The sequence below is a fragment of the Arthrobacter sp. 05T47 genome, assembly GCF_056395825.1.
The window spans coordinates 1-2,431 of record NZ_JBFTKG010000097.1; the positions used below are offsets into that span (position 1 = coordinate 1).

The 2,431-nt window shown below is 62.2% G+C and carries 2 protein-coding genes; one reads left to right on the top strand and one right to left on the bottom strand.

Features of this window, described 5'->3' with window-relative positions; genetic code table 11:
• A partial coding sequence (locus AC1DEY_RS22895; RefSeq protein ID WP_476870001.1) for a Clp protease N-terminal domain-containing protein occupies positions 1-444 on the bottom strand: 444 nt, incomplete at its 3' end.
• 1,151 nt (positions 445-1,595) lie between these two features.
• On the opposite strand from AC1DEY_RS22895, the gene AC1DEY_RS22900 reads away from it, so the two are divergent.
• The gene (locus tag AC1DEY_RS22900) at positions 1,596-2,324 is read left to right on the top strand and encodes a FadR/GntR family transcriptional regulator (protein ID WP_476870002.1); all 729 of its coding nucleotides are present in this window, start codon (positions 1,596-1,598) and stop codon (positions 2,322-2,324) included.
• The last annotated feature ends 107 nt before the right edge of the window (positions 2,325-2,431 follow it).

A 2,431-nucleotide genomic window follows, 5' to 3' on the forward strand; every position in this document is an offset into this window, starting at 1 on the left:
CTTGCCCTGGTAGCCGGAGAGCAGCTGGATGACCTGCTGGCGGACCCGGTTCAGGTCGGCGCCGAGCTTGACGAGCACCTGGGCGGCCACGCCTTCGCCCTCGCGGATGAGGCCGAGGAGGATGTGCTCGGTACCGATGTAGTTGTGGCCCAGCTGCAGGGCCTCGCGGAGCGAGAGCTCCAGGACCTTCTTGGCACGGGGGGTAAAGGGGATGTGACCGGACGGGGACTGCTGGCCCGGGCCGATGATCTCCTGGACCTGCTCGCGGACACCGTCGAGCGAAATGCCAAGGGACTCAAGGGCTTTGGCGGCGACACCTTCACCCTCATGGATCAGACCCAAGAGGATGTGCTCGGTACCAATGTAACCGTGGTTCAGCATGCGTGCCTCTTCCTGGGCAAGCACAACTACGCGACGGGCACGGTCCGTAAATCGCTCAAACATTTCGCCACACTCCTGGCTGCCCCCATACCTTGATGCTACGTCGCCTCAGGCACGCTTGGGGCGTTCACCGGAGGCAGGATATTAGGAAGGCAGACCGCGAGGCCGCGCCGGCGGTTCACCGCTTCTTTCAGAAGTCTGACCGGGCGCTTACCCCGTATTGACATAGCCGACGGAATGCCCGACCTCCATGACGCGTGGCCAAGTGCGCCACCGGGTTCGGACCCGGTGGCAGGCTTGCCCCGGTGCCCGGCGGCTGGACAACCCCAGGGAGACCGAGTACAAAGCCTGCTGGCACGACCGCCTCGCCCAGCGCGGCCTCACGGGAGGAAAACAACGGCTGGCCCCGCCACCAGGAAATACCACAAAGATGCCTTCGAATACCCAGTAGTGGGGGCAGACGCCTACCGGGCTGACGCTCTGGGACGTTCCCCGGTGAAGGAAACCCACATTCATCCCGATGGAGACGAGACCAGGGAATCCGGCTGCCGACAGGTTTGACCATAAGGGGTAGATCCCCAAGCCACAGCAAGTCATGCAGTTCCAAGCGCTCCCGGSCATGAAGGAGTACKCAGCAACACYGCTGTCCAAGYCAAGAGMAGGAGCCGCCAGASCGCAACRGCYACCAAAAAATGGGCCCCCGCAGGGGCCCATAAAAGGAGATTTGTACACAYTCAGMGGCCCACAAGCCMCTGAACAGGGAAARCACGTGCCCGAGGTGGGACTCGAACTGCATTCSCTCCCCCGCAAWCWYTGGRCTCCCSCGGAAACATGCGGAATMCGGCCCGATCCGACCCCRGTACRMCCCRATCCGAAGCCCAAAGYGYGKACTTTGTACACACCCCAAATTGGCCAACTCAAGGTATGCATCCACCAGTCGTACCGTAAATCGCGGGGGGCGCGGCCCTCTCTGTGCTGACAGAAGTCGCGCGCCTGGAAATCGGCATGACCACCCCGTATGAGGGCAGACGGCTGTGGGAGTCGTGCGCCACCAACAAGCCCGTCGGCAACTTCCAGGTCCACGCAGACCACGACAGATCTTTGGCATCACGGCCGGCTTCCGTGACACGTGGCGAGAGCACGCGAGGCCCTTCCCCTCACGACATATTCGGAACTTTCTTGACGGGCTGTGTGACAGATGCCATAGTCGTCACATGGACCTGTTGGACAGCTGGACAGCTGCACAAGATCGAGTGGTACGCGTTGGCGCGGCTGAAGCGGTCTTTGCGTCCCTCCGCACTGCTATCGAAGGCGGCAAAATCCCTGTCGGCACCCGACTGGACTCGGAAGCTTCGCTTGCCAAACAGTACGGTGTGAGCCGCACGATGGTCAGGGAGGCGCTGCGTTCATGCACCGCATTGGGACTCACGGCCACCCACACGGGTAAGGGCACCTTCGTCATCGCTGACAAGGTGGCCCAGGACCTCAAACTCGGGAAATATTCGGCCAGCGCTCTCGTGGAAGCACGCCCCCACGTGGAAGTGCCAGCTGCGGGCCTCGCTGCGCAACGCCGCAGCAGCGAAGACCTGGAGGCTCTTCGGGAAATCCTTCGGGAAATGTCGGAGGAGGATGATCTCCAGCAGTGGGTGCTTTTGAACACTGAGTTCCACGTGACCATCGCCCGGTGCAGCGGCAATGGCGTGTTCGAATCATTCCTGTCCGACATCTGCGACGCCATGGCTAACCAATCAAACACTCTCAACCTCGTAGCTGACCGGCGCAAGGAATCGGGTCAAGAGCATGCCCGCATTTTCGCCGCCATTGAGAGTGGATCAGCCGAGGAAGCATCCCAGGCCATGCGCATGCATTTGCACGGGGTTGAATGCGCCCTCGGCACCATCGTCCCCGGGGGCGGACACTCCAGGGCCGGCCATACGCGCTAGATCCTAAACCTCGGATTTCACCCACCCTCCCCTGCTGCAATCGCCGCAAGCCTCGCGCGGTCTCTTTGCCCTGGAACAACCATGCCCACCGTGCTGGCAGCGGCGTC

Coding starts and splice junctions, on each gene's coding strand:
- AC1DEY_RS22900 (WP_476870002.1), top strand. CDS start 1,596: ATGGACCTGTTGGACAGCTGGACAGCTGCACAAGATCGAGTGGTACGC.